This window comes from Serratia sp. LTN-2 (assembly GCF_059740205.1).
Genome location: NZ_JCAXDO010000015.1, coordinates 57,306 through 83,183 on the forward strand (window position 1 = coordinate 57,306; position 25,878 = coordinate 83,183).

General features: G+C 60.6%; 21 protein-coding genes. 14 read left to right on the forward strand and 7 right to left on the reverse strand.

Going from position 1 to position 25,878, the window contains the following annotated elements:
* Positions 1 to 27: 27 nt before the first annotated feature.
* Positions 28 to 924 carry a LysR family transcriptional regulator gene (locus tag AC6BYQ_RS22225; RefSeq protein WP_025304273.1) on the reverse strand — a complete coding sequence of 299 codons (897 nt, stop codon included), beginning with the start codon at positions 922 to 924 and terminating at the stop codon, positions 28 to 30.
* A 272-nt stretch (positions 925 to 1,196) separates the two neighbouring features.
* On the opposite strand from AC6BYQ_RS22225, the gene AC6BYQ_RS22230 reads away from it, so the two are divergent.
* From AC6BYQ_RS22230 to AC6BYQ_RS22265, 8 genes are all read left to right on the forward strand, one after another.
* Positions 1,197 to 2,513 carry a M20 family metallo-hydrolase gene (locus AC6BYQ_RS22230; RefSeq protein ID WP_498057541.1) on the forward strand — a complete coding sequence of 439 codons (1,317 nt, stop codon included), beginning with the start codon at positions 1,197 to 1,199 and terminating at the stop codon, positions 2,511 to 2,513.
* Complete coding sequence (locus tag AC6BYQ_RS22235) at positions 2,510 to 3,961, forward strand: M20 family metallopeptidase (protein ID WP_498057542.1); 1,452 nt, start codon at positions 2,510 to 2,512, stop codon at positions 3,959 to 3,961. Before AC6BYQ_RS22230 ends, AC6BYQ_RS22235 begins: the two co-directional genes overlap by 4 nt.
* Before the next feature lie 100 nt (positions 3,962 to 4,061).
* Positions 4,062 to 5,588: a p-aminobenzoyl-glutamate transporter gene (gene abgT / locus AC6BYQ_RS22240; RefSeq protein ID WP_198636849.1), complete on the forward strand. Its 1,527-nt coding sequence runs from the start codon at positions 4,062 to 4,064 to the stop codon at positions 5,586 to 5,588.
* A 177-nt stretch (positions 5,589 to 5,765) separates the two neighbouring features.
* Complete coding sequence (gene cscK, locus AC6BYQ_RS22245) at positions 5,766 to 6,692, forward strand: fructokinase (protein WP_154747323.1); 927 nt, start codon at positions 5,766 to 5,768, stop codon at positions 6,690 to 6,692.
* 194 nt (positions 6,693 to 6,886) lie between these two features.
* Positions 6,887 to 8,296 carry a carbohydrate porin gene (locus AC6BYQ_RS22250; RefSeq protein WP_498057557.1) on the forward strand — a complete coding sequence of 470 codons (1,410 nt, stop codon included), beginning with the start codon at positions 6,887 to 6,889 and terminating at the stop codon, positions 8,294 to 8,296.
* A gap of 64 nt (positions 8,297 to 8,360) precedes the next feature.
* Complete coding sequence (locus AC6BYQ_RS22255; RefSeq protein WP_063918739.1) at positions 8,361 to 9,731, forward strand: sucrose-specific PTS transporter subunit IIBC; 1,371 nt, start codon at positions 8,361 to 8,363, stop codon at positions 9,729 to 9,731.
* Positions 9,731 to 11,140, forward strand: coding sequence for a sucrose-6-phosphate hydrolase (locus tag AC6BYQ_RS22260; protein ID WP_498057558.1), 1,410 nt, complete (start codon positions 9,731 to 9,733; stop codon positions 11,138 to 11,140). The genes AC6BYQ_RS22255 and AC6BYQ_RS22260 overlap by 1 nt, the downstream gene beginning before the upstream one ends.
* A gap of 21 nt (positions 11,141 to 11,161) precedes the next feature.
* Complete coding sequence (locus tag AC6BYQ_RS22265; RefSeq protein ID WP_498057543.1) at positions 11,162 to 12,205, forward strand: LacI family DNA-binding transcriptional regulator; 1,044 nt, start codon at positions 11,162 to 11,164, stop codon at positions 12,203 to 12,205.
* A 57-nt stretch (positions 12,206 to 12,262) separates the two neighbouring features.
* On the opposite strand, the gene exbD is transcribed toward AC6BYQ_RS22265, so the two are convergent.
* Positions 12,263 to 12,685: a TonB system transport protein ExbD gene (gene exbD, locus AC6BYQ_RS22270; protein WP_004937307.1), complete on the reverse strand. Its 423-nt coding sequence runs from the start codon at positions 12,683 to 12,685 to the stop codon at positions 12,263 to 12,265.
* Positions 12,686 to 12,688: 3 nt separating this feature from the next.
* On the reverse strand, positions 12,689 to 13,666 hold the full coding sequence (exbB, locus tag AC6BYQ_RS22275) for a tol-pal system-associated acyl-CoA thioesterase (protein WP_498057544.1): 978 nt from the start codon (positions 13,664 to 13,666) through the stop codon (positions 12,689 to 12,691).
* A 431-nt stretch (positions 13,667 to 14,097) separates the two neighbouring features.
* Here exbB and metC point away from each other — a divergent pair, with 431 nt between their 5' ends.
* On the forward strand, positions 14,098 to 15,294 hold the full coding sequence (metC, locus tag AC6BYQ_RS22280) for a cystathionine beta-lyase (RefSeq protein ID WP_498057545.1): 1,197 nt from the start codon (positions 14,098 to 14,100) through the stop codon (positions 15,292 to 15,294).
* Positions 15,295 to 15,439: 145 nt separating this feature from the next.
* A complete protein-coding gene (locus AC6BYQ_RS22285) occupies positions 15,440 to 16,102 on the forward strand; it encodes a DedA family protein (protein ID WP_019453043.1) in 663 nt (220 codons plus the stop codon).
* Positions 16,103 to 16,112: 10 nt separating this feature from the next.
* Here AC6BYQ_RS22285 and AC6BYQ_RS22290 read toward each other — a convergent pair whose 3' ends face one another.
* Positions 16,113 to 17,033, reverse strand: coding sequence for a LysR family transcriptional regulator (locus AC6BYQ_RS22290; RefSeq protein ID WP_197667901.1), 921 nt, complete (start codon positions 17,031 to 17,033; stop codon positions 16,113 to 16,115).
* Between the two features lie 108 nt (positions 17,034 to 17,141).
* Here AC6BYQ_RS22290 and AC6BYQ_RS22295 point away from each other — a divergent pair, with 108 nt between their 5' ends.
* The gene (locus tag AC6BYQ_RS22295) at positions 17,142 to 18,170 is read left to right on the forward strand and encodes a zinc-dependent alcohol dehydrogenase family protein (protein WP_498057546.1); all 1,029 of its coding nucleotides are present in this window, start codon (positions 17,142 to 17,144) and stop codon (positions 18,168 to 18,170) included.
* Between the two features lie 19 nt (positions 18,171 to 18,189).
* Here AC6BYQ_RS22295 and AC6BYQ_RS22300 read toward each other — a convergent pair whose 3' ends face one another.
* Complete coding sequence (locus AC6BYQ_RS22300; protein WP_154747344.1) at positions 18,190 to 19,077, reverse strand: AraC family transcriptional regulator; 888 nt, start codon at positions 19,075 to 19,077, stop codon at positions 18,190 to 18,192.
* A gap of 226 nt (positions 19,078 to 19,303) precedes the next feature.
* Between AC6BYQ_RS22300 and yqhD the strand changes: the two genes are divergently transcribed.
* The 3 genes from yqhD to AC6BYQ_RS22315 all read left to right on the forward strand — a co-directional run bounded on the left by yqhD (position 19,304) and on the right by AC6BYQ_RS22315 (position 22,304).
* On the forward strand, positions 19,304 to 20,467 hold the full coding sequence (gene yqhD / locus AC6BYQ_RS22305) for an alcohol dehydrogenase (protein WP_498057547.1): 1,164 nt from the start codon (positions 19,304 to 19,306) through the stop codon (positions 20,465 to 20,467).
* 265 nt (positions 20,468 to 20,732) lie between these two features.
* The gene (gene dkgA, locus AC6BYQ_RS22310) at positions 20,733 to 21,557 is read left to right on the forward strand and encodes a 2,5-didehydrogluconate reductase DkgA (protein ID WP_498057548.1); all 825 of its coding nucleotides are present in this window, start codon (positions 20,733 to 20,735) and stop codon (positions 21,555 to 21,557) included.
* Positions 21,558 to 21,698: 141 nt separating this feature from the next.
* Positions 21,699 to 22,304: a transglycosylase SLT domain-containing protein gene (locus AC6BYQ_RS22315; RefSeq protein WP_025160100.1), complete on the forward strand. Its 606-nt coding sequence runs from the start codon at positions 21,699 to 21,701 to the stop codon at positions 22,302 to 22,304.
* Positions 22,305 to 22,370: 66 nt separating this feature from the next.
* Here the strand turns inward: AC6BYQ_RS22315 and AC6BYQ_RS22320 are convergent, their stop codons facing one another.
* Together AC6BYQ_RS22320 and AC6BYQ_RS22325 are read right to left on the reverse strand one after the other, a co-directional pair.
* Positions 22,371 to 24,539: a YgiQ family radical SAM protein gene (locus tag AC6BYQ_RS22320; protein WP_019453050.1), complete on the reverse strand. Its 2,169-nt coding sequence runs from the start codon at positions 24,537 to 24,539 to the stop codon at positions 22,371 to 22,373.
* 80 nt (positions 24,540 to 24,619) lie between these two features.
* Positions 24,620 to 25,354: a GntR family transcriptional regulator gene (locus tag AC6BYQ_RS22325; protein WP_019453051.1), complete on the reverse strand. Its 735-nt coding sequence runs from the start codon at positions 25,352 to 25,354 to the stop codon at positions 24,620 to 24,622.
* Between the last annotated feature and the right edge of the window lie 524 nt (positions 25,355 to 25,878).

The following is a 25,878-nucleotide window of genomic DNA, read 5'->3' on the forward strand; positions in this document are numbered from 1 at the left end:
ATCGAGGCCCCCACCGGGGCCTCGGTATCACCGACAGTAAAGGCGAAACAGGCGCGCCAGGTGCGCGCCCATCGGCGTCAGGGTGGTGTCCTTGCGTTGGATCAGATAAAACGTCGCCTTCGGCAGGCTCTCTTCCAGCTCGAGCGGCACCAAATGCTTGCCCAGAATCGGATCGGAAATCACGTCCACCGACAGAATGCTGACAAAATCGCTCTGCGCCACCAGGCTGGTACAGGCCATAAAGGTCTCGCAGGTCACACTGATCGACGGCGCCATGCCCAAGTCCCCGAACAGATCGTGCAATAGCCGGTAATAACTGCCTTTTGGCGTCGGCATGGTCCAGTCGCAGTGCTGCAGCTGTTTCAACGAGGTCGCCCCCTCCATCGGATGCCCTTTGCGCACCACCACCCGATACTCTTTTTCCATCAGCCGTTCGTACTGCAGCTCGTTATCGAGGCTGCTGGGATAGTAGGTATTAACGGTAAAATCCAGCTCGCCCTGGCGCAGTTCAGGGATCATCGACACCAGCTGCCCCTCGACGATCCGCACCTTCACGTTGGGATACTCACGGTGAAACTGGGTGACCACCTGCGGCATCACGGTGCGCGCGATGCTGCCGCCAACGCCGATATTCACCGTACCGCCCGCCAACCCCAACCGCTGCTGAATGTCTTCCTGCGCCACCCGCAGCTCTTCGAGGATCAGGCTGGCATGCTGGAAAAAGTTATCGCCGCAGTCGGTCAATACCACCCCCTGACTGCGGCGAATAAACAGCTTGGCGCCCAGTACCTCTTCCAGTTCCTGAATGGCCTTGGTCAGCGCAGGCTGGGAAAGGCGTGAGGTACGACTGGCGGCGCGGATGCTACCCTGGCGGCTAACGTCCACAAATGCACGTAATTGGTGCAATTTTATCGAGGCTGGCATAGGCGAAAGGCGATAACCGTTATTTATCAATAGCAAGATATTGGCATCTTATTTAGCCAGATTCCATTGTGTACATTCGGAAAAAACATAATAAATAACCAAATTCTTATTTCGCTTAATTAAGCGCATTTTCTGCGCCAATAAGCGCCATTCACGGCAGTTAGTAACCAAATACACCTTTTTCTTTGCAATAGCTTCACCGTCTGATTTCAGTTCAGAGCATAACTGCTGCCTGGAGCGATCCAGCGCGCGATAACTTATGAGATATCACTATGACTAATTCGCTTTCGATGTTGGTGGCCGATTTGTACCCGCAATTGCAGGCCTGGCGCCGCGACTTCCATCGCTATGCCGAGTCCGGCTGGTTTGAGTTCCGCACCGCCACCCTGGTGGCGGAAGAACTCGATCGGCTGGGTTATCGCCTGCAGCTGGGCCGCGAGGTCATCAAGGCAGAGGCGCGCATGGGGCTACCCTCTCCCGCCGAGCTGGAAGCGCAGGAACAGCGCGCCCGCAATCAAGGGGCGTTGGAGAAATGGCTGCCGCACTTTTCCGGCGGCTTCGCCGGCATCGTCGCAACGCTCGATACCGGCCGCCCCGGCCCTACCATCGCCTACCGCGTGGATATGGACGCCCTCGATCTCAACGAATTGCTGGAGCCCGAACATTTGCCGTTTAGTGAAGGCTTCGCCTCTTGCAACAGCGGCATGATGCATGCATGCGGTCATGACGGCCATACCACCATCGGCCTGGGGCTGGCGCACGTGTTCAAAAGCCTGGAGCCCCAGCTTAGCGGCACCGTCAAACTGATCTTCCAGCCGGCGGAAGAAGGCACACGCGGCGCTAAATCGATGGTAGAGGCCGGCGTGGTGGACGACGTCGATTTCTTCACCGCGGTGCATATCGGCACCGGCGTGCCAGCCGGTGAGCTGGTGTGCGGCAGCGACAGCTTTATGGCCACCAGCAAGCTGGACGTCACCTTTCGCGGCGTCGCCTCGCACGCCGGCGCCAAGCCGGAAGACGGTCGCAACGCGCTGCTGGCAGCGGCGCAGGCTGCGCTGGGGCTTTACGCCATCCCACGCCACAGCGAAGGCAGCTCGCGCATCAATGTCGGCGTGCTGCAGGCCGGCACCGGCCGCAACGTGATCGCCGATCGGGCGTTTATGAAGGTAGAAACGCGCGGCGCCACCAATGAGATCAACGCGTTCGTTTATCAACAGGCGCTGAACGCCATCGAAGGTGCCGCCAGGATGCACGGCGTCGCCTGCGATATCGCGCTGATGGGCGCGGCGCAGAGCAGCAAACCGACCCAACCGTGGGTGGATTACATCCGCCGCCAGGCGCAGCAGATAACCGAGCTGGCCTCGGTGGTCGATCGCCGCGAACAGGCCGCCGGCTCAGAAGACGCCACCTACATGATGGAACGGGTGAAATCGCACGGCGGCCAGGCCTCATACGTCATTTTCGGCACCGAGCTGAGCGCCGGGCACCATAACGAAAAATTTGACTTCAACGAGCAGGTGATGGCGGTGGCGGTGAAAACGCTGGCGTCGCTGGCGCTGAACCTGCCGACATTCGGGAGCGAAGCATGAGCAATCCACAACGGCAGGCATTTATCGGCGACTACATTGACCAACGCCAACCCCGCTTCAGCGCGCTGAGCGACGCGATTTGGGACCATCCGGAAACGCGCTTCAACGAGACCTATTCCGCTACGCTGCTGGCCGATGCGCTGGAGCAGGAAGGCTTTTCGGTTGAACGCGGCGTGGGCGACATCGAGACGGCGTTTATCGCCAGCTACGGCAGCGGCCACCCGGTCATCGCGCTGCTGGGCGAGTACGACGCGCTGGCCGGACTGAGCCAGCAGGCCGGTTGCGCCACGCCGCAGCCGCTGGTGGAAAACGGCAACGGTCATGGTTGCGGCCACAACCTGCTGGGCACCGCGGCGCTGGCCGGCGCCTTCGCCGCCAAGGCGTGGATGCAGCAGAACCGGCTGACCGGCACCCTGCGCTTCTACGGCTGCCCGGGCGAAGAAGGCGGCTCCGGCAAAACCTTTATGGTGCGCGAAGGCCTGTTCGACGACGTCGACGCCGCCCTCACCTGGCACCCGGAAGGCTTCAGCGGCATGTTCAATACCAGCACACTGGCCAACATTCAGGCGGCGTTTCACTTCAAGGGCGTCGCCGCCCATGCCGCCAACTCGCCGCACCTGGGGCGCAGCGCGCTGGACGCGGTGACGCTGATGAATACCGGCGCCAACTTCCTGCGCGAACATATCGTGCAGGAAGCGCGGCTGCACTACGCGGTCACCAACACCGGCGGCAGCTCGCCCAACGTGGTGCAGGCCGACGCCGAAGTGTTGTACCTGATCCGCGCGCCGCAGCTCGATCAGGCGCAGGACATTTACCAACGGGTGATCAACATCGCCAAGGGCGCAGCGCTGATGACTGACACCCAGATGGAGGTGCGCTTCGACAAAGCCTGCTCCAACTATGTGCCGAACCGCAGTCTGGAACGGGCGATGTATCAAAACCTGTGCGATTTCGGTCTGCCCGAGTACAGCGACGCCGAACGCCGCTTCGCCAAGGAAATCCGCCAGACGCTGAGCCGCGACGATCTGCGCAACGCCAAACTCAATATTGCCCGCACCGGCGGCGCGGCCGGGCACGAGTGGGTGCAACTGCTGGGAGATAAGGTGCTGATGGACGAGGTCGCGCCTTATGTGGAATCCGACGACCTGCTGTACGGCTCTACCGACGTTGGCGACGTGAGCTGGGTGGCGCCGACCGCCCAATGCTTCAGTCCCTGTTTCGCACTCGGCACTCCGCTGCACACCTGGCAACTGGTGGCGCAGGGCCGCACCGCTATCGCCCATAAGGGCATGTGCCTGGCCGGCAAGGTGATGGCGGCGACCGCCATCGATCTGCTGAGCGACAGCGCCCTGCTGGCGCGCTGCCGCAGCGAGTTCGAGCGCCAGCGCGCCGAACAGCCGTACCGCTGCCCAATCCCACAGGGGGTGCAACCATCGCCATTGAAATAACATGAACAGACAGGGCCCGGGCAACCGGGTCAATAAACATAATTATAAATAAATCAAATAATAACAATCACACAACAGAGCAAGCACAGAGGGTAAAATCATGAGTGAGGCCACAACGCCAATCAATAAAAGCCCCGGACGCGTTTTTTACTGGGTAGAACGCATCGGCAATAAGATCCCCAATCCGTTTCTCCTGTTCGTCTATTTGATCCTGGTGCTTATGCTGGCCACCGCACTGTTTTCCTGGCTCGACGTGGCGGTGAAAAACCCGGCCACCGGCGAACTCATCAAGGTAAATAACCTGATGAGCGTGGCGGGCATGCAATGGATATTCCCCAACATCATCCATAACTTCAGCAGCTTTGCGCCGCTGGGGGCTATTTTGGCGCTGGTGATAGGCGCCGGCCTGGCAGAAAAGGTCGGCCTGCTGCAGGCGCTGATGTACAAAATGGCCTCGCGCGTCAGCGCCCGCTACGCCAGCTATATGGTGCTGTTTATCGCCTTCTTCAGCCATATATCATCGGACGCCGCGCTGGTGGTGATGCCGCCGCTTGGCGCGCTGATGTTTATCGCGGTGGGCCGCCACCCGATAGCCGGGCTGCTGGCGGCGATCGCCGGCGTCGCCTCCGGCTTTACCGCCAACCTGTTGATCGTCACCACCGACGTATTGCTTTCCGGCATCAGCACCGAAGCCACCAAGGCGGTGGACGGCGCGGTTCACGTCAGCGTAATCGACAACTGGTACTTTATGGCCACCTCCGTGATCGTGCTGACCATCGCCGGCGCACTGCTCACCGACAAGTTTATCGAGCCCCGACTGCCGAAGTGGCAAGGCAGCGCCGAAGACAAAATCGCAGCGCTGACCCCGCTGCAGAACCGGGGGCTGATGATGAGCGGCATCGCCGCACTGGTGTTTATCGCCATCATCGCCGCCCTGGTGGTGCCGGAGGCCGCGCCGCTGCGCGATCCGCACACCGGTTCGGTGATCCCTTCCCCGTTCATCAAGGGCATTGTGCCGATCATCATCCTGTTCTTCTTCACCGTCGCCATTACCTATGGCGTGGTCACCAAACAGATCCGGCGGCCGGACGATATTCCCCACCACTTGCTCGATCCGATGAAAAGCATGGCGGGTTTTATCGTGATGGTGTTTCCGCTGTCGCAGTTCGTGGCGTTCTTTAACTGGAGCAACATGGGCAAGTTTATGGCTGTCGGCCTGACCGACATGCTGGAAGCCGCCGGCATGAGCGGCGCACCGGCGTTTCTCGGCCTGATGTTCCTCTCCGCCTTCCTGTGCATGTTCATCGCCAGCGGCTCGGCGATCTGGTCGATTCTGGCGCCGATCTTCGTGCCGATGTTTATGCTGCTCGGTTTTCACCCGGCATTCGCCCAGATGATCTTTCGCATCGCCGACTCTGCGGTGCTCCCGCTGGCGCCAATGTCGCCGTTCCTGCCGCTGTTCCTCGGCTTCCTGCAGCGCTACCGCAAAGACGCGCAGCTCGGCACCTATTACGTGCTGATCCTGCCCTATCCTTTGGTGTTCTTCAGCGTGTGGATTTTGCTGCTGCTGGCCTGGTATGCGCTTGGGTTGCCAATCGGCCCCGGCGTCTACCCGAAGATGGGCTAAGCCACCCCGTTATCTCGCCCCGCGCCGGTTCGCGGGGCAGACTCCCTTCCCCAGGCCAAGCAGAAAGATTGATCTTCCTCACCCTCCAAACACCTTAACGCATTATTTCATTGCCTTGCTAAACCGGTTCTTCTATTTTAGCAACCCATCTAACAAGGACAAAAACAGGGATTATGCATGATGAATCGCGTATGGGTACTGGGCGACGCCGTGATCGACCTGGTGCCGGAAAATGCCAACGGCTATCTCAAATGCCCCGGTGGCGCGCCGGCTAACGTGGCGGTAGGTATCGCCCGCCTCGGTGGCGACAGCGCCTTTATCGGCCGGGTGGGGCAAGACAGCTTCGGCGCCTTTTTGCAGCAGGTGCTAAGCGATGAAGGGGTGGATATCGGCCATATGCGGCCGGATCCCGAACATCACACCTCCACGGTCGTGGTGGATCTCGATCAGCAGGGTGAGCGTTCATTCACGTTTATGGTGCAGCCCAGCGCCGATCTGTTTTTGCAGCCCGACGATCTGCCGGTTTTCCAACAGGGGGAATGGCTGCACCTCTGCTCCATCGCGCTCTCTCAGGAACCCAGCCGCAGCGCGGCCTTTGCCGCGATGGAACGCATCCGGGCGGCCGGTGGCCGGGTCAGTTTCGATCCCAACATCCGCGAAGAGGTCTGGCGCCAGCCGGAAGCGCTGCGCCCCTGTCTGCAAAAGGCGCTGCTGCTGGCGGACGTGGTGAAACTGTCGCGCGAAGAGCTGGCTTTTATCAGCCATCTTGACGATCTGGAGAACGCCATTCGCTGGATGATGCAAACCTATCCGCTGCGCCTGCTGCTGGTAACGCTGGGCGGCGATGGCGTCTGCGTACACGATGGGCATCGTCTGCGCCATTTCCCCGCGCCGCCTGTCGTGCCGGTAGATACCACCGGCGCCGGCGATGCCTTCGTCGCCGGGCTGTTAGCGGCGCTGGCACGTCTTCACGAATTGCCGCAAGAAGCACAATGGTCGGCGATCATCGCCCAGGCTCAGGCCTGCGGCGCGCTGGCCACCACCGCCAAAGGCGCCATGACCGCCCTGCCCTGCGCCGACGAGTTGGCTGCTTTCCTGCGTTGACTCTCTGCGTCCACGGCGCTCTCCTTAGCGCCGTGGTCTTTTAGCCCACGATTTGCGTACTCGATCACAATAGCTGAATCGGGTTAGCAAACTTGATTGCCAGTCCGCTTCTCGATCGCTATCTTTCGCCTTGAAAAACCGGTTTAGCAATTTAGCAAAAAATAATAACAACCCTTCCCGGATGATAGACGATGATGAAAAAACTCAGCTATTTGGCGATAACAACAGGGCTTTTCCTCTCCGCTTCCAACGCAGCGGCCTCGAGCGGCAACAGTATCGAGGCGCGTCTCAACGCGCTGGAACAACGTCTGGCGCAGGCGGAACGGCGCGCCACACAGGCAGAAACCCGCGCCACGGCGGCTGAACGTCGGGCGCAACAGCTGGAACAGCGCACCGCCAACACCGAAAGGCAAACCGCTCAGGTCGCGCAACGTGCCGCCGCGCCGGAAACGCAATCTCCCTCGACCGGCGCGCTGAAACTGAACGGCTTCAACGATCTGAAGCTGTACGGCGACGTGGAGTTCAATCTGGACGGCGCCAGCCGCAGCGGCCAGTTGACGTCGTTGAAAGGCAGCGATCACAAGGATTGGAAACCCGGCAGCAAAGAGCGCTGGGATATCAACGGCCGCATTCTGGTGGGACTGGACGGCTATCGCCGCAATCCGGGCGGCAACTTTTCCGGCTTCAGCGTCCAGCCGCTGGCGGACATGACCGGCAAAATGAACCTGGACGACGCAGCTTTCTTCTTCGGCAATGAAAAGAACTGGCAAACCAAAATCGGCCGCTTCGAAGCCTACGACATGTTCCCGCTGAATCAGGACACCTTCATTCAATACTCCGGCAATACCGCCAACGATCTGTACGCTGACGGCTTTGGCTATATCTATATGATGAAAGAAGGCCGTGGCCGCAGCAGCAGCGGCGGGAACCTGATGTTGAGCAAATACGCCGGGGATGTCTATTTCGAACTGAACACGCTGGTGGAAGACGGCACTTCGCTGTTCCAGGACAGCAGCTACCACGGCAATGCGCTGGACAATAAGAAAAACGTCGCCTATTTGCGCCCGGTGATCGCCTGGAAGAAAGATGCCTTCAGCATCGCGGCGGCGATGGAAAGCAACGTGGTGAATAATGCCTACGGCTATCAGGACAGCCAGGGCCGCTTCGTCGATCAATCGAAGCGCAACGGCTACGGCATGACCATGAGCTGGAACACCAACGCGGCCGATCCGGATAACGGCATGGTGGCCAACCTGAGCACCGCCTATCTGGATGCGTCAGGCGAGCAAGACTTTACCGCTGGCGTTAACGTGCTGTGGCGGCGCTTCGAACTGGGTTATATCTATGCCCATAACAACATCCAAGAGTTCAATACCGCCGGGATCGCCGCCGATATCCACAATCCGCTCAGCGAGCCGGGCAACTACGACATCCACACCGTTCATGCGTCGTATCAGATACCTAATATTATGAATATGAAGAATTTCAATGTGTATTTAGGCGCCTATGTTTCGCTGCTGGAAGCCAACGCCGAGAACAAGATCGCCAACGGCGACAACGACCAGCGTTACGGCGTGCGCGCCAGATTCAAGTATTTCTTCTGACACCGATTCACGGAATTGCGCCGCAAAACTGCACGGCGACATTTTAATTTAGCAAGGGGACAACATGGACATTACCGCAACCGCCAACGCGCTGTTGCCGCTGCTCGGCGGTAAAGAGAACATCGCCAGCGCCGCCCACTGCGCCACGCGCTTACGCCTGGTGCTGGTGGACGACAGCAAGGTGGACAAAGAGGCCATCGGCAAACTGGACGGCGTCAAAGGCTGCTTCAGCAACGCTGGCCAGATCCAGGTGATCTTCGGCACCGGGCTGGTCAACAAGGTGCATGCGGAATTCATCAAGGCAGCAGGCGTCAGCGAATCCAGCAAGGCCGAAGCCGCCGATATCGCGGCGAAAAAACTCAACCCGCTGCAGCGCATCGCCCGCCTGCTGTCGAACATCTTCGTGCCAATCATCCCGGCGATCGTCGCTTCCGGTCTGTTAATGGGGCTGCTCGGCATGGTGAAAACCTACGGCTGGGCCGATGCCGACAGTGCGTTGTTCATCATGCTGGATATGTTCAGCTCGGCGGCGTTCATTATCCTGCCGATTCTGATCGGTTTCACCGCCGCACGCGAATTCGGCGGCAACCCTTATCTGGGCGCCACGCTCGGCGGCATTTTGACACATCCGGCGTTGACCAACGCCTGGGGCGTCGCCGGAGGGTTCCACACCATGAACCTCTTCGGTCTGGAAATCGCCATGATCGGCTATCAGGGCACCGTGTTCCCGGTGCTGCTGACGGTATGGTTCATGAGCCTGTTGGAAAAACGCCTGCGCAAGGTGATCCCCAACGCGCTCGATCTGATCCTGACGCCGTTCCTGACGGTGGTCATCTCAGGCTTTGTCGCCCTGCTGTTTATCGGCCCCGCCGGTCGGGCGCTGGGCGACGGCATCTCCTTCGTGCTCAGCACGCTGATTGTCCATGCGGGGTGGTTCGCCGGGCTGCTGTTCGGCGGTCTCTATTCCGCTATCGTCATCACCGGCATCCACCACAGTTTCCACGCGGTAGAGGCCGGGCTGCTCGGCAACCCCAATATCGGCGTCAACTTCCTGCTGCCGATCTGGTCGATGGCCAACATCGCTCAGGGCGGCGCCTGTCTGGCGGTTTATTTCAAAACCCGCGACGCCAAAATCAAAGCCATTGCGGTACCTTCGGCCTTTTCCGCCATGCTCGGCATCACCGAGGCGGCGCTGTTTGGCATCAACCTGCGCTTCGTGAAACCGTTTCTGGCGGCGCTGGCGGGCGGAGCGCTCGGCGGTGCCTGGGTGGTGGCCAACCATGTCGGCATGAACGCGGTCGGGCTGACGGCGATCCCCGGCATGGCGATCGTGCAGGCCAGTTCTCTGGTCAGCTATATCATTGGTCTGGCGATCGCGTTTGGCAGCGCCTTTGTCCTCTCCCTATTGCTGAAATACAAAACGGACGCGCAATGATGGAAGAACTCAGCTTAATCAAGCAGGCAATGCGGGCGTTAATGAACGGCCAGCCGCTCGCGCTGCGCGATCCGCACCGACCGGACTGGCATCTGGCACCCAGCGTTGGCCTGCTGAACGATCCCAACGGCTTTATCCAGCACAACGGCATTTATCATCTGTTTTATCAGTGGAATCCGCTGGGTTGCGATCACCGCAACAAATGCTGGGGACACTGGCAGTCAGCCGATTTACTGCATTGGGAGCACCAGCCGATCGCCCTGGCGCCCGGCGCCTGTTACGACAGCCACGGCTGTTACTCCGGCTCGGCCGTGGTGGCGGAAGACAAAATCACGCTGATCTACACTGGCAACGTGAAATTCCCAGACGGCTCACGCACCGCTTACCAATGCCTGGCTCAGGAAAGCGAGCGGGGCGAATATCGCAAACTCGGGCCGGTGCTGCCGCTGCCGGAGGGCTACAGCGGTCACGTACGCGATCCGAAAGTGTGGCGTCATCAAAATGACTGGTACATGGTGCTCGGCGCACGTGACTTGCAGGATCGCGGTAAGGTGCTGCTATGTCGTTCCAGCGATCTGCGCGACTGGCAAGCGCTGGGAGAAATCGCCGGTTCCGGCCTGAACGGTCTGAGTGAATTCGGCTACATGTGGGAGTGCCCGGATCTGTTCTCGTTGGGCGGTGACGAGGTGTTGATCTGCTGCCCGCAGGGACTGGCGCCGCAGTCAGAACGTTACCTCAATCGCTATCAGGCCGGTTATCTGCTCGGCAAGCTGGATTACCAGCAGGCAGCCTTCCGTCACGGCGAATTTCGCGAACTGGACGCCGGCTTCGAGTTTTATGCGCCGCAGACAACGCTGGCGGAAGATGGTCGCCGCCTGATGTTCGGCTGGATGGGCGTACCCGAACAAGATGAAGAAGCCCATCCGACGCGCCTTTACGGCTGGCTCCACACCATGACCTGCCCGCGCGAGCTGTTGCTGCAGCATGGCCGCCTCCACCAGCGCCCGGCACGCGAGCTGCAACAGCTGCGCGGCGAACCAACATGCTGGCAGGGGCGCGCCGATGACGCCCCCGTCTACGCACTGGGCGCCGCAGAGCTGCAATTAACGCCACAGGGCCCGTTCAACGCAACCTTTGGCGACGCGATGACGCTGAACTGGGACGGCGAAAGGCTGCAGCTGACGCGTGCTTCCCTGGCCGACGGCCGGCCGGAGCACCGTTACTGGCGCGGCCCGGTCACGCATCTGCAACTGCTGTTCGATCGTTCCAGCGTGGAGATTTTCATCAATCATGGCGAGGCGGTGATGAGCGCACGCTACTTCCCGGCGGGTGAGCCGCAACTGCGGCTGTGCGGGAGCGCGCCGCTGGCGTTGGAATACTGGCCGCTGACGCCATGCATGCTAGAATGACGCATCCTCCGATGACTTCAGATGGCGTCAGTGAAAAAAAATAAACGCATTACCATCAGTGACATCGCCACGCTGGCCGGGGTGTCGAAATCGACCGCCAGCCTGGTGCTGAACGGCCGCAGCAAGGAATACCGGGTGTCCGACGACACCCGCGATCGCATTCTGGCGCTGGCGCACGAACACCATTATCAGCCCAGCATCCACGCCCGCTCTTTGCGCTCCAACCGCAGCCACACGCTGGGGTTGGTGGTGCCGGAGATGACCAACTACGGTTTTGCGGTGATTTCGCGCGAGCTGGAAACGCTATGCCGCGAAGCCGGGCTGCAGCTGTTGATCGCCTGCACCGATGAAAACCCAGCGCAGGAAATGATGGCGGTGAACAGTCTGGTGCAGCGGCAGGTGGACGGCTTGATCGTCGCCTCCAGCCAGTTGAACGATGCCGAATACCAGAAGATCAACGCCGGGCTACCGGTGGTGCAGATGGATCGTCTGATCGCCGGTTCCGAACTGCCGCTGGTGATCACCGATTCGGTCAACTCGACCGCCGACCTGGTGGAAAAGGTCGCGCGCCAACATCCGGACGAGATCTATTTTCTCGGCGGGCAGCCGCGCATTTCGCCGACCCGCGATCGGCTGGCCGGTTTCCAGCTTGGCCTGCAGCGCGCCGGCATAACGTGCAAACCGGAATGGATCATCAACGGCAACTATCATCCCAGCTCAGGTTACGAGATGTTCGCTCAGCTTTGCGCACAGTTGGGGCGGCCGCCCAAAGCGCTGTTTACCGCCGCCTGCGGCCTGTTGGAAGGGGTATTGCGTTATCTGACTCAACATCAGCTGATGGAGAGCGACATCCACCTGTGCAGCTTCGACGATCACTACCTGTTCGACTGCATGACGCTGAAGATCGACACCGTCGCACAGGACTGCCGGGCGTTGGCGCAATATAGCTTCGACCAAGTCACCGTACTGATCGACGAGCGGCCGCTGGAACAGAACGCGCTTTATCTGCCGGGCCGTATCCGCTGGCGCCATGCCGGTTCCCGGGCTTTGTTGGCCGGAGAGTGATATCTCTGAACCAGTAAAAAAGGGCGCCGAAGCGCCCTTTTCTGTTTCATCAGCCCGCTATTTGGCGGCGCCTTCCATGCCCACCAGCCCCACTTTCAGGTAGCCGGCTTTACGCAGAGTGTCCATCACGCTCATCAGCGTTTCATAGTCCACGCTCTTGTCCGCCTGGAAGAAGATGGTGGTTTCTTTGTTCGCCTGAGTGCGTTGATCCAGCACCGAAGTCAGCTGATCGGCATTCACCGGCTGATCGCCGACGTAGAGCTGCTTGTCGGCCTTCACCGACAGGAACACCGGTTTTTCCGGCCGCGGCTGCGGCTTGGCGGAGGAGGCCGGCAGATCGACGCGGATATCTACCGTTGCCAGCGGCGCGGCCACCATAAAGATGATCAACAGCACCAACATGACGTCGATAAACGGCGTTACGTTGATTTCATGCAGTTCGCCGCTGTCGTCCAGATCTTCATTTAAGCGCATCGCCATGACTCACCCCGCCCGCAGTTGGTGTGCGTGCTGTGAGCGCTTGGCTTCCGCCGTCGCGGCCAGATCCAAATCACGGCCCTGCAGCAGCAAGACCTGTGCCGCTACGTCGCCCACCTGGGCGCGATGGCCGCTGATGACGCGAGCGAAGATGTTGTAGATAACGACGGCAGGGATAGCCGCGACCAGACCCAGTGCGGTCGCCAACAGCGCTTCCGCGATGCCCGGCGCCACGACCGCCAGGTTGGTGGTCTGCGAATGGGCGATGCCGATGAAGCTGTTCATGATGCCCCACACGGTACCGAACAGACCGACGAACGGCGAGATGGCGCCGATGGTGGCCAGGAAACCGTTGCCGCGGCCCATGTTGCGGCTGTAGGCCGCTACGCGGCGCTCGAGGCGGAAACCGGTGCGCTCTTTGATGCCGTTGTTGTCGTTGGATTCCGCAGACAGCTCCAGCTCATTTTGCGCGTCGTTCAGCAATACCGCGCTGACGCTCTCCGGTGAGAAGTTTTGCGCCAGTTCGGAGGCTTCATCCAGAGAACGCGCTTCGGCCAGCGTCAGCTGTTCGCGGCGCAGACGGCGCTTGGCGCGCAGCAGTTCGCTGCCCTTGGAGAATAGAATGGTCCAGGTCACGATCGAGGCCAACACCAGGCCGATCATCACCGCTTTCACCACCGCGTCGGCGTGCTGATACATGCCCCAGACGGACAGGTCCATGCCGCGAGTTTCCGGTGGTTGGATCGTTGGTGCCGGGTTCACCGGCGTGATGCTCTCAGGCGCGGCGGCTGCCGGCGCAAGCGCGGTGCTCGGCGCAACGCTTTCGGTAACGGCCGGGTTGGTCGCCGGCGCGGCCTGCGCGCTGCCGGCCAGCCCCACGACCAGCACCATAGAAGCCATCAGGCTGCGGCCAAAGGCCTTGCCCCACTGCGCCCGGCCCTGACCGAACGATCCTTGATTTAAATTCTTGCCAGCCGTTTTCACGCTGTGCCTCCACCCATTACCGATCAAAATTAAGGAATAATTCAGCGTGCGATCATATCAAACCAACCGGGGATTGATAGTAGTTCTCATTATTATTTACCAAATAAACGAGAAAATTTTAGACAGCCTTGCCGCAAAGTGCCAATCCGCGTCCGTTCAGCGCTAAAAGCCCCTTTTATAGGGCGACTTCGTTACTTTTATCCCACAACGGTGCAACAAGACCACGCTGCCGAACGGCGCCTCAGCCGAGGAATGGGCTTCTCTCTTCCCACTCGGCAGAAGGATGACGCGAGAAATGCGTGACCGGCAGCCAATTATAGCCGTTTCTATATCCAGAAGTTAAAACGTCTGGATGGCTATATTAACTCATGCTAACGTAAGGGCTATCGCAAACGGGCACGTGCAGAGCAACCAGAGGTGAGCCAGGTACCATGACGTCAAAACACATCGAAACCACGCTGATCGGCGCCGGCCGCGGCAAACGCTACACCCAGGGCTCCGTCAATCCCGTTACGCAACGCGCCTCTTCCCTGGTCTTCGACTCCGTCGCCGCCAAAAAACACGCCACCGCACAGCGCGCCCACGGCGAGCTGTTTTATGGCCGACGCGGTACCCTGACCCACTTTGCGCTGCAGGATGCGATGGTGGAGCTTGAGAGCGGTGCCGGCTGCGTGCTGTACCCTTGCGGCGCGGCGGCGGTGGCCAATGCGATCCTGTCGTTCGTCGGCGCCGGCGATCACCTGCTGGTCACAGGCTCGGTGTACGAGCCGACCCAGGATTTTTGCACCCATATCCTCGGCCGCATGAACGTCAGCACCACCTATTTCGATCCGCTGATCGGCGCCGACATCGCCAATCTGATCCAACCCAATACTCGCGTGGTGTTCCTTGAGTCCCCCGGTTCCATCACCCTGGAAGTGCAGGATATCCCGGCCATGGTGCAGGCCATTCGCGCCGTGGCGCCGGACGTGGTGATCATGATCGACAACACCTGGGCGGCGGGCGTGCTGTTCAAGGCGCTGGATTTCGACATCGACATTTCTATTCAGGCCGGCACCAAGTACCTGATCGGCCATTCCGATTACATGCTCGGTACCGCCGTCGCAAACGCGCGCTGTTGGGACCAACTGCGCGAGTACTCCTATCTGATGGGGCAGATGGTGGATGCCGACACCGCCTACATGGCGAGCCGCGGCCTGCGCACCCTGAGCGTGCGGCTGAAACAGCACGAACGCAGCAGCATCGAGGTCGCCAACTGGCTGGCCGCGCGGCCGGAGGTGGCGACGGTCAATCATCCGGCCCTGCCGAGCTGCAAGGGCCACGAGTTCTACCGCCGCGACTTCAGCGGCTGCAACGGACTGTTCTCTTTCGTGCTGAAGGAACGGCTGGACGATACGCAGTTGGCCGCTTACCTGGACAACTTCAGCCACTTCAGCATGGCCTACTCCTGGGGCGGCTTCGAGTCGCTGATCCTGGCCAACCAACCGGAAGAACTGGAAGCGATCCGCCCGGCGGGCGGCGTCGACTTCTCCGGCACGCTGGTGCGCTTACACATCGGCCTGGAGAACGTCGAAGACCTGATCGCCGATCTGGCCGCCGGTTTCGATCGCCTCAGTGGCGTGCGCTAAGGCGGATTCCGGTAATTTTCTTCGTCTCGTTTAATGTCGGCTTAAGCTATTAGCGGTACACTAACCGGGTAACTGTCAGATACGGTAACCGCCGCATCCTGGAGAACGTGACCCCGGGCGCAACCGGCATGCAACAGGACATAAAATGGATGTATTACGAGAGATTATTCATGCGCTTTGGCAGCAGGACTTTGTCGCCCTCGCCGATCCAAGCGTGATTTGGGTGGTTTACGCCGTGCTTTTCACCACCCTGTTTTTGGAAAACGGACTGCTGCCCGCCTCCTTCCTCCCCGGCGACAGCCTGCTGCTGCTGTCGGGTGCGCTGATCGCCAAAGGCGTGATGGGCTTTGCCCCCACTCTGCTGATTTTGACCGCCGCCGCCGGCCTCGGCTGCTGGCTGAGTTATATCCAGGGCCGCTGGCTGGGCCATACCAGCCTGGTAAAAGGCTGGCTGCTACAGTTGCCGGCGCAATACCACCAGCGCGCGCACAGCCTGTTCAACCGCCATGGGCTGACGGCGCTGCTGATCGGCCGCTTCCTCGGTTTCGTGCGCACGCTGCTGCCAACCATGGCCGGCATCTCCGGGCTCAATAGCTCGCGCTTTCAGGTGTTTAACTGGCTGAGCGCGGCGATCTGGGTCTGTGCGCTGGTGGGCCTCGGCTACGCCTTCAGCCAAATCCCGCTGGTGAAACGCCACGAAAGTCAGGTGATGACCGGCTTGATGTTGCTGCCGCTGCTGCTGCTGTTCGTCGGCTTATTGGGCGCCATGTTGGTGATCTGGCGCAAGAAGCGCGCCGCCTCGTCTTAAGCCCGGCGCGTTATAGCGCCTTTTCGACCAGCGCCAGGCTGGGGGGCAACTTGCTCACCAGCGTATCCACCGCCAGCCGCACCTTCAGCGGCAGATGGGGCGTGTGCGGCCATACCGCATGCGCTTCAAAGGCCGCACCCGGCCGATCGCGCAGCAAGCGCACCAACGCCCCGCTCAGCAGCTGTTCACGCACCAGCCAGCACGGCAGCCAGGCGATACCGAATCCTGCCGTCGCCGCATCCGCAATGGCCTGCAGGTCGTCCATCTGCAGCCGGTTGTTCGGCATCACCTCCTGCGGCTTGCCGCCTTCGTCCAGCACCCGCCAGCTGCGCCGCGCGCCGGCGCGCATGTAGGTCACCGCCTCATGCTGCGCCAACTGCTCGATGTTATGCGGTTCGCCGCGTCGCTGCAGATAGGCCGGCGAGGCGCACAGCGCCATGCGGTGATCGCCGATACGCCGCGCCACCAAGCCGCTGCTGTTGGCCAGTGTACCGTTGCGAATCGCCATATCGAAACCGTCCTCAATCAGGTCCACCACCCGATCGCTGAACGACAGCTCCAACTCCAACCCAGGATGCTCGCGCGTCAGTTCGGTCAGCAGCGGCGCAATGCACATGCGGCCAAACAGCACCGGCATCGACACCCGTAGCCGGCCGCTGACCTGTCGTTTTCCCGACTCCAGCAGCGTTTCTGCGCCGCGGATCTCCTCCAGCGCCCGCAGGCAACGCTCGTAGAACAGCGCACCGTCGTCGGTCAGGCTCTGGCTGCGCGTGGTGCGATGAAACAGCCGCACCCCCAGCCGCTGCTCCAACCGGGCGATGGTTTTGCCGACCGCCGAACGCGAAAGATGCAGCCGGCTGGCCGCCACTGCAAAACTGCCCGCCTCCACGGCGGTAACGAATACCGAAATGCCGCTCAACCGATCGCTCATGATTTGTCGCTCTGAAAGAAACAATCTGCGGAAATCTTATCGCCACTGGCGAACCTTCATCAACGATATTATCGGCAGGTCTGTTAATCGCTGACTTTGGAGAACATCATGACCAACACCATGCAACGCTGGACGATGAGCGCCCTGGGGCGTGAGCACCTGCAGCTGAGCGCAAGCGCCATCCCACAGCCGGGGCCACACGAAATCAGAGTGAAAGTGAAGGCTATCTCACTCAATTACCGTGACAAATTGATGATAGAAAGCGGCATGGGGCTCACGCTGCCGCAGCCGTTCACTCCCGTCTCGGACATGGCCGGCGAGGTCGATGCCATCGGTCCCGGCGTCAGCCGCTTTCAGCCCGGCGCGCGCGTCATTTCCACCTTCAGCCCCGGTTGGCTCGACGGCGAGCAAAAACCCTACGGCGATGCGCGCCGGGTGCCTTATCACACCCTCGGCGGTTTTTATCAGGGCGTGCTGGCGGAATACGTGATACTGCATGAAGATTGGCTGGTGGCGGCGCCGGCGTCGCTGGACGATGCTCAGGCCAGCACCTTGCCGTGCGCCGGGCTGACCGCCTGGTTCGCACTGGTGGAGCAAGGCAGACTGCGCGCCGGCGACTCGGTATTGGTACAAGGCACCGGCGGCGTGGCGCTGTTCGCGCTGCAGATCGCCAAAGCGCAGGGTGCCGAGGTGTACGTCACTTCCGGCAGCGACGAAAAATTGGCGCGCGCCAAGGCGCTGGGCGCCGACCACGGCATCAATCGTCTGCATGGCGACTGGGTGGAGAAGGTCTATCAGCTGACCCAGGATCGCGGCATCGACCATGTGGTGGATACCGTGGGCGGCACCAATCTCGGCAACTCGGTGCGCGCCGTGGCGGTGGGAGGACGTATCTCGGTAATCGGCATCCTGGAAGGCAGCGAAATCTCCGCCCCCGCCGGCCCATTGCTATTGAAATCCGCAGTGATTCAGGGCATTGGCGTCGGCCACCGCCGCGCGCTGGAAGACCTGGTGCGCGCCGTGGACGCCGTTAAACTGCAGCCGGTGATCGATCAGGTATACCGCTTAGATCAACTGCCCCAGGCGTTGGATCACCTCGATCGCGGGCCGTTCGGCAAGATCGTATTGACTCCATAACCCGCCGCCCGGCGGCGACTCACCCCTCCAACAGCAGCGGGTTGGCGTCGCGCAGCCGGGCGACTTCGTCGCTCGGCGTCATGCCGAACAGCCGTTTGAACTCGCGGCTGAACTGCGACGCGCTTTCGTAGCCGACGCGGATCGCCGCGGTGCTGGCCTTCAGGCCGTCATGCACCATCAGCAGGCGCGCCTTGTGCAGCCGGTACGACTTCACATACTGCAGCGGCGAAGTGTTGGTCACCGCCTTGAAGTTGTGATGGAACGCCGACACGCTCATATTGACTTCGCCGGCCAGCTGCTCGACGTTGAGATTGTCAGCATACTGATTTTCTATGCGCCGCAGCGCCTTGGCGATCTGGCTGAAGTGGGTATGGCGATTCACCAGTTCCTGCAGCGAGGCGCCGCAGGCGCCGCGCAGCACATAGTAGAGAATCTCCCGTACGATCTGCGGCCCCAGCACCCGGGCGTCGAGCGGATTGGCCATCACGTCCAGCAGACGCTCGGTGGCGCACAGCAACTCTTCCGTCATTTCCGCCAGGTTCACCCCGTTGCTCTCCGCCCGCGGTTGCATCAGGTAGTCGTCGTCGCCGATGTCGATCAGCAAGTCCTGCAGCATTTGGGTATCGATATTGACCGCCAACCCAACCAGCGGCAGTTCCGGGCTGGCGAAGGTTTCGCATTCAAACGGCAGCGGCACCGTCATCAGCAGGTAGTTGCGCGGATCGTATTGGAACTTCTTATTGCCGCAATAACCGACCTTGTGCCCCTGAAAAACGATGACGATCCCCGGTTCATACATCACCGGCTGACGCGGACTGTGGCGATCGACATACAAAATCTTCACCCGCGGCACCGGCGACGACGTGTAGCCATTGCCGCTGGCGATAGCCATCGCCTGGCGCGCCATGCGGCCGCGCAGCGCATCGATTTCAATCACGGAAACACCCTCTTACAGTCAGAACGATTCGGCATAAATAATAATTTAAAACTCTCTATTTCTACAGCGACTTGTAGGAATAGGCAAGAACCCGACAGGAATATGCATTGTGCGTTGCCGCCCGGTTCCTGACAATACGGGCCAGACACCTTTGCGCCGCTTTGGCGCCCGCCTGACAGAAAGAGAGAAATTAGCCATGCAAAACTTCATTCTGCATACCCCAACCAAAATCCTGTTCGGCAAGGAGCAAATTGCGGACGTGGCCGGCCAGATCCCGGCGGACGCACGCATCCTGATCACCTACGGTGGCGGCAGCGTAAAGAAAAACGGCGTGCTGGATCAGGTGCATAGCGCGCTGGCCGGCCGCGACGTGCGGGAGTTCTCCGGCATCGAGCCTAACCCGACCTACGAAACGCTGATGAAAGCGGTCGAGGTGGTGAAAGCGGAAAACATCGATTTCCTGCTGGCGGTCGGCGGCGGTTCGGTGGTTGACGGCACCAAGTTCATCGCCGCCGCCGCCCGCTATACGGCCAGCAGCGACGCCTGGCACATTCTGCAAACCGTCGGCAGCCACATCACCGACGCGGTGCCGATGGGTTGCGTGCTGACGCTGCCGGCCACCGGTTCCGAATCCAACAGCGGTGCCGTGATCACCCGTAAAAGCAGCGGCGACAAGCAGCACTTCTTCTCGCCGCTGGTGCAGCCGCGCTTCGCCGTGCTGGATCCGGTGGTGACCTACTCGCTGCCGCCGCGCCAGGTAGCCAATGGCGTGGTCGACGCCTTCGTACACACCCTGGAACAGTATTTGACCTACCCGGTCGATGCCAAGGTGCAGGATCGTTTCGCCGAAGGCCTGCTGCTGACCCTGCTGGAAGACGGCCCGCGCGCGCTGGCCGAGCCGGAAAACTATACGGTGCGCGCCAACGTGATGTGGAGCGCCACCATGGCGCTGAACGGCCTGATCGGCGCCGGCGTGCCGCAGGACTGGGCGACTCACATGCTGGGCCACGAGCTGACCGCCATGCACGATCTCGACCATGCGCAAACGCTGGCCATCGTGCTGCCTGCGCTGTTGCACGAGAAGAAAGCGCAGAAGCGCGAAAAACTGCTGCAGTACGCTGAACGCGTCTGGGGCCTGCGCGAAGGCAGCGAAGAGAGCCGCATCGACGGCGCCATCGCCGCCACCCGCGCCTTCTTCGAACAAATGGGCGTGCCGACCCGCATGGCGGATTATGGGCTCGACGGCAGCAGCATTCCGGCGCTGCTCGACAAGCTGCATCAGCACGGCATGACCGCCTTAGGCGAGCACCAGGACATCACCCTGGACGTCAGCCGCCGCATTTACGAAGCGGCTCGTTGATCGCAAAACGGCGATTTTTTGCTAGGCTTTAGTCTCCGTCTGGCATCCTGCGCCCGGCCGATCGCCGGGCGCCTCAATGCGCCGCCGATCGTTTCGTACCACCCGTCTTACCGCTCATTCGCAGGGAGAGCGGGGAGAAAGTCGCCCTCCCGTCACCGCTGAAATTAGGCTGGCAAACCCGGCAACCGCCCATTTTGCCAACTAGAATTTATCTATAGCCGTTTCGGCGCCGCAGGCGCCGCAATCCGTACACAAGGAGATGCGCATGACAACGCAACAACCCATCATCAAACTCCACGATGGTAATCTGATGCCGCAGTTGGGTCTCGGCGTTTGGCAGGCGAGTATTGAAGAGACCACCCGCGCGGTGAGCAAAGCGCTGGAGATCGGTTACCGCTCCATCGATACCGCCGCGATCTACAAGAACGAGGAAGGCGTGGGCGCCGCGCTGCAGGCCAGCTCGCTGCCGCGCAGCGACCTGTTCATCACCACCAAGCTGTGGAACGACGATCAGGGCGATCCGCTGGCGGCGCTGGAAACCAGCCTGGAAAAACTCAAGCTGGACTATGTGGATCTGTATCTGATCCACTGGCCGCGCCCGCAGCAGGATCAATACGTCTCCGCCTGGCGCGAACTGATCAAGCTGCGCGATCAAGGCTTGGTGAAAAGCATCGGCGTGTGCAACTTCCATACGCCGCACCTGCAGCGCCTGCTGGATGAAACCAACGTAGCGCCGGTGGTCAATCAGATCGAACTGCACCCGCTGCTGCAACAGCGCCAGCTGCGCGCCTGGAACGCCACCCATCACATCGCCACCGAATCCTGGAGCCCGCTGGCGCAAGGCGGCGAAGGGGTGTTCGACCAGCCGCTGATCAAGGTGCTGGCCGAAAAATACGAGAAAACGCCGGCGCAGATCGTGGTGCGCTGGCACCTGGACAGCGGCCTCATCGTGATCCCGAAATCGGTCACGCCGTCGCGCATTCGCGAAAACTTCGAGGTGTTTGATTTCAAACTCGATAAGGACGAACTGGGCGAGATCGCCAAACTGGACGTCGGCAACCGCCTCGGGCCGGATCCGGATACCCTGTAATCCCTCCCCAAGCCCTCTTCGCCGAAGAGGGCTTTTCCTTTCCGCGCATTGCTCCCTTCCATTGCCTGACGTTATGATGACAACGCCGGAGACCCCGGCCGCCGGTTAATGCCGTTAAAAAACAGACAAGCACGGAGCACCATGAAACCCTCTTTCTCACACTGGTCACGGCTGGGCATGCTTTGTGTCATGCTGGTGCTGGCGGGCTGCGCCGGCAAGAAACAGCGCGTCAGCTACGATCGCCACGCCTTTGATGGCGCCATCAAAGACGCCGCCAGCGAATACGGCGTGGACGCCAAGCTGATCACCGCCATGATCCAGGTGGAGTCCGGCTTCAACCCCGCCGCCGTCAGCAAGTCCAATGCGATCGGCCTGATGCAGCTGAAAGCCGATACCGCCGGCTGCGACGCCTATCGCTACAAAGGGAAACGCGGCTGCCCGGACGACGATGACCTGCGGGATCCTGACACCAATATCGATCTCGGCGCCGCCTATCTGGCCATCTTGCAAAAACAACAGCTTAAAGGGATCGCCAATCCCGTCACGCTGCGTTACGCCACCATCATCGCCTATGTCAACGGCACCGGCGCGCTGCTGCGCACCTTCTCCAGCAACCGTCAGCAGGCCATCGCGATGATTAACAACCTGTCGCCGGAAGCCTTTAACTGGCACGTGCGCAAATATCATCCCGCACCGCAGGCGCCGCGTCATTTGATGAAAGTGGAAGCCGCTTACGAACGGTTGTGATGAACCAAAGTAAATAAAAAGGAGAACCCGAGGGTTCTCCTTTTTGTTTGCCCGTGAGCCTGGCCGTTACGGCTTGGCCTTGCGAATCGGTTTGCGCGGCGGCCGGTTGGACGGCGTGCGCTGCCGATTGATGTCGGTGTGTTTGGTCAACGCCGGACGGGTATGGCGCTGCAGACGTTTCGCTTCGCGCTGCTCATCGATGCTCGGCGCCGGCACCAGGCAATCGCGACGGCTGCCGATCAGGTGCTTCAGCCCCATCTCTTCCAGCGCGGTGCGGATCAGCGCCCAGTTGGCCGGATCGTGGTAACGCAGCAGCGCCTTATGCAGACGACGCTGGCGATCGCCGCGCGGCACCACCACGTCTTCGCTCTTGTACCCCACCTTGCTCAGCGGGTTTTTGCCGCTGTAATACATGGTGGTCGAGTTGGCCATCGGCGATGGATAGAAGTTCTGCACCTGATCGAGGCGGAAACGGTTCTTCTTCAGCCACAGCGCCAGGTTCACCATGTCTTCATCACGGGTGCCCGGATGCGAAGAGATGAAGTACGGGATCAGGTACTGCTCTTTGCCCGCCTGCTTCGAGTAGTGATCAAACAGCTGTTTGAAGCGATCGTAGCTGCCCATGCCCGGCTTCATCATTTTCGACAACGGGCCTTCTTCGGTGTGCTCCGGCGCGATCTTCAGGTAGCCACCGACGTGGTGGGTCGCCAGCTCTTTGATATAGCGCGGATCTTCCACCGCCAGATCGTAACGCACCCCGGAGGCGATCAGGATCTTCTTGATGCCCTCCAGCGAACGCGCGCGGCGATACAGCTTGATGGTCGGCTCGTGGTTGGTATCCATGTAGGTGCAGATCTCCGGATACACGCACGAGGCGCGGCGGCAGGTCTGTTCGGCGCGCGGGTTGGTGCAGCGCAGCATATACATGTTGGCGGTCGGGCCGCCCAGATCGGAGATCACGCCGGTAAAGCCCGGCACCTTGTCGCGGATCTCTTCAATTTCGCGAATGATCGAATCTTCCGAACGGCTCTGGATGATGCGCCCTTCATGCTCGGTGATCGAACAGAACGAACAGCCGCCGTAGCAGCCGCGCATGATGTTCACCGAGAAGCGGATCATGTCGTAGGCCGGAATGCGATCCTGACCATAGGACGGATGCGGCACGCGCTGATAAGGCAGGGCGAAGACACTGTCCATCTCCGGCGTGGTCAACGGGATCGCCGGCGGGTTGATCCACACATAGCGATCGCCGTGCTTTTGCATCAGCGCGCGGGCACAGCCCGGGTTGGTTTCATGGTGCAAAATGCGCGAGGTGTGCGCATACAGCACCTTGTCGCCCTTCACTTTCTCGAAGGACGGCAGCAGCACGTAGGTCTTCTCCCACGGCTTCGGCTTGGCGGCGCGCACGGTGATCGGTTTGGCTTCCGGCTCTGCCGGCTTGGCGCCGTCGGCGCAAGGCAGGTCGTCGCCGTACGGGTTTGGGATAGGCTCAATGCGACCCGGCTTGTCGAGGCGGGTGGAATCCACGCCGCTCCAGCCCGGCAGCGCTTCTTTACGCATCACCGCAGTATTGCGGATATCGTGGATATCGCCGATCTTCTCGCCGGCGGCCAGGCGATGCGCCACTTCCACCAGCGGGCGTTCACCGTTGCCGTAGATCAGCATGTCGGCCTTGGAATCCACCAGCACCGAGCGGCGCACGGTATCCGACCAGTAATCGTAGTGGGCGATGCGACGCAGGCTGGCTTCGATGCCGCCCAGCACGATCGGCACGTCTTTGTATGCTTCTTTACAGCGCTGGCTGTAGACCAGGGTCGCGCGATCCGGGCGCTTGCCGCTGACGTTGCCGGCGGTGTAGGCGTCGTCATGGCGCAGTTTGCGATCGGCGGTGTAGCGGTTGATCATCGAGTCCATGTTGCCGGCGGTGATGCCGAAGAACAGGTTCGGTTTGCCCAGCCGCATGAAATCTTCTTTGTTGCTCCAGTCCGGCTGCGCGATGATGCCGACGCGGAAGCCCTGCGCTTCCAGCATGCGGCCGATGATCGCCATGCCGAAGCTCGGGTGATCGACATAGGCGTCGCCGCTGATGATGATCACGTCGCAGCTGTCCCAGCCCAGTTGATCCATCTCTGCCCGCGTCATCGGTAAAAACGGCGCGGTGCCAAAACATTCGGCCCAATAGGGCTTATAGGAAAACAGTTCACGATCGGGTTGGATCAGGCTGGTGGTGCTCATTCTGCCGCTCTTTTTACAGGTTAATTAATCGCCGGGCGGCGATTATACGCACTAGTGACAAAAAGAGCATGGTTATTTCGCTAACCGTTCACTTCGAATTCATATACGTCGCTGCGGCACAAAATATCGCTGAACTCCAGCGCCTCCCCCTTGGCGTTACGGCTGGTCTGAGTGATATGCAACAGCGGTGCGCCGCACGGCACGTTCAGCAGTTCGGCGACCTCGTCGCTGCAGGACACCGCCTTCAGCAAAAAGTGTTTATCCTCAGGCACGATGCCGCGCGATTGCCATAACGCATACAGCGAGTGCTCCAGCTGCGCCGGCTCAGGCAGGAAGCGCGGCGGGATATAGGTGGTTTCCAGCGAGACCGGGCTGCCGTTCAACAAACGTAGACGCCGCAGCTTGACCACCTCATCCCCTTCCGTTAACCCCAGCGCCGCCGCGGCCTTGGCCGGCGCGCCGACCCGGGTGCGCAGCAGCCAGCGGTTGCTGACGCTGCTGCCGTGACGCAGCGCCTGCGCGGTGAAGCCGCTGTCCTTATCGAGGGAATAGCCGATACGCATCGCCACGCGGGTGCCAACGCCCTGCTGCCGCGAAATCAATCCCTTCTCCTCCAGCAGTTTCATCGCTTTGCTGACGGTGACGCGCGACAGCGTCAAGCCCTCAGCCAGTTGCCGTTCCGCCGGCAAAAACGCCTCAGCCGCCAACACCTGCTGTCTGATCGCGGTTTCTATCGCCGTCGCCAGCTGAATATAGCGCGGCGCCGCCGTTCCCTGCGCCAGATGTTCACGCAACCAGGCCATAAAATCCGTCATTCGCCAACCCTCTTGTCTCGCCATTTGTCCCTGGTTCGCCGTTATCCTATCGCCGGTTCGGCGACAAAGCCCTTCACCATAACTAAAATATCGCTAATGTTTTCAGAGTGACATCACAATTTTTGCTCAATGGACTTTCATTGGATCTAGATCGCGCGTAATCTGTGCTTATTGATGTTGATACATCAATCGCACCAACACCAGGGACCCACTTTAAAAACAATAAAAAACCCGCTGCCGCGCCTAAAGGATACCCTTGATGGTCGGCAGCGGGTATATACTGTCAGCATAAACGCCCTATAATAAGCAACGGAGCTAATGGATAGCTTGCTCACTGCTCATAGCCATATCACAGGATCCCTTTGCGGCGGGCGACACGGATCGATGTCGGCATATAGAAACGTTCCCGCTTCGCCCCCCCCCGCTGCAGACCCACTCTTTGACTACACTCATTGGCGCCGTGCGGCCGACGTGCCTCACCCGAAAAGACGGGCATCGCCCTCACTTTGACAGACCTGGCGGCA

Bases quoted from the DNA above. Each gene is read 5' to 3' on its own strand.
- AC6BYQ_RS22225 (WP_025304273.1), bottom strand. From the start codon at position 924: ATGCCAGCCTCGATAAAATTGCACCAATTACGTGCATTTGTGGACGTT.
- AC6BYQ_RS22230 (WP_498057541.1), top strand. From the start codon at position 1,197: ATGACTAATTCGCTTTCGATGTTGGTGGCCGATTTGTACCCGCAATTG.
- AC6BYQ_RS22235 (WP_498057542.1), top strand. From the start codon at position 2,510: ATGAGCAATCCACAACGGCAGGCATTTATCGGCGACTACATTGACCAA.
- abgT (WP_198636849.1), top strand. From the start codon at position 4,062: ATGAGTGAGGCCACAACGCCAATCAATAAAAGCCCCGGACGCGTTTTT.
- cscK (WP_154747323.1), top strand. From the start codon at position 5,766: ATGATGAATCGCGTATGGGTACTGGGCGACGCCGTGATCGACCTGGTG.
- AC6BYQ_RS22250 (WP_498057557.1), top strand. From the start codon at position 6,887: ATGAAAAAACTCAGCTATTTGGCGATAACAACAGGGCTTTTCCTCTCC.
- AC6BYQ_RS22255 (WP_063918739.1), top strand. From the start codon at position 8,361: ATGGACATTACCGCAACCGCCAACGCGCTGTTGCCGCTGCTCGGCGGT.
- AC6BYQ_RS22260 (WP_498057558.1), top strand. From the start codon at position 9,731: ATGGAAGAACTCAGCTTAATCAAGCAGGCAATGCGGGCGTTAATGAAC.
- AC6BYQ_RS22265 (WP_498057543.1), top strand. From the start codon at position 11,162: ATGGCGTCAGTGAAAAAAAATAAACGCATTACCATCAGTGACATCGCC.
- exbD (WP_004937307.1), bottom strand. From the start codon at position 12,685: ATGGCGATGCGCTTAAATGAAGATCTGGACGACAGCGGCGAACTGCAT.
- metC (WP_498057545.1), top strand. From the start codon at position 14,098: ATGACGTCAAAACACATCGAAACCACGCTGATCGGCGCCGGCCGCGGC.
- AC6BYQ_RS22285 (WP_019453043.1), top strand. From the start codon at position 15,440: ATGGATGTATTACGAGAGATTATTCATGCGCTTTGGCAGCAGGACTTT.
- AC6BYQ_RS22290 (WP_197667901.1), bottom strand. From the start codon at position 17,033: ATGAGCGATCGGTTGAGCGGCATTTCGGTATTCGTTACCGCCGTGGAG.
- AC6BYQ_RS22295 (WP_498057546.1), top strand. From the start codon at position 17,142: ATGACCAACACCATGCAACGCTGGACGATGAGCGCCCTGGGGCGTGAG.
- AC6BYQ_RS22300 (WP_154747344.1), bottom strand. From the start codon at position 19,077: ATGGCGCGCCAGGCGATGGCTATCGCCAGCGGCAATGGCTACACGTCG.
- yqhD (WP_498057547.1), top strand. From the start codon at position 19,304: ATGCAAAACTTCATTCTGCATACCCCAACCAAAATCCTGTTCGGCAAG.
- dkgA (WP_498057548.1), top strand. From the start codon at position 20,733: ATGACAACGCAACAACCCATCATCAAACTCCACGATGGTAATCTGATG.
- AC6BYQ_RS22315 (WP_025160100.1), top strand. From the start codon at position 21,699: ATGAAACCCTCTTTCTCACACTGGTCACGGCTGGGCATGCTTTGTGTC.
- AC6BYQ_RS22320 (WP_019453050.1), bottom strand. From the start codon at position 24,539: ATGAGCACCACCAGCCTGATCCAACCCGATCGTGAACTGTTTTCCTAT.
- AC6BYQ_RS22325 (WP_019453051.1), bottom strand. From the start codon at position 25,354: ATGACGGATTTTATGGCCTGGTTGCGTGAACATCTGGCGCAGGGAACG.